This is a genomic window from Pseudomonas juntendi (assembly GCF_009932375.1).
Lineage (GTDB): Bacteria > Pseudomonadota > Gammaproteobacteria > Pseudomonadales > Pseudomonadaceae > Aquipseudomonas > Aquipseudomonas juntendi.
This window is the reverse complement of sequence record NZ_BLJG01000578.1, coordinates 1-311: the sequence shown is the minus strand read 5'-3', so window position 1 is coordinate 311 and position 311 is coordinate 1. Positions and strand designations below refer to the sequence as shown.

The window sequence follows — 311 nt, the reverse complement described above, 5'->3', positions numbered from 1 at the left end:
GGGGGCGCCTGGGGCGGGCAGGGCGCCGACGTAGGCGCCGCTCATCACTTCCCACTTTTTGCCGATGCCCGGCACCTTCTTCATGGCAAAGCCCGCTTCGACCAGGCTGCGGCGCACCCAGCCGGTGGTGGTGAAGGTGCCCAGCACTGTCCCGGCGTGGGACAGCCGCGCCAGCTGGGCGAACAGCTGCGGGGTCCACATGTCGGGGTTCTTGGCCGGGGCGAAGCCGTCGAGGAACCACACGTCGACCTGTGCATCGAGTTGCGGCAGCTGCGCCAGCACATCGCCGATCAGCAGGGTCAGGGTGACCC

1 protein-coding gene is annotated in these 311 nt (G+C 69.5%); it reads right to left on the bottom strand.

Features of this window, described 5'->3' with window-relative positions; all coding sequences use genetic code 11:
• Nucleotides 1-311 (bottom strand): MnmC family methyltransferase (locus tag GYA94_RS27350; protein ID WP_255327017.1); only part of this gene is annotated, 311 nt, incomplete at both ends.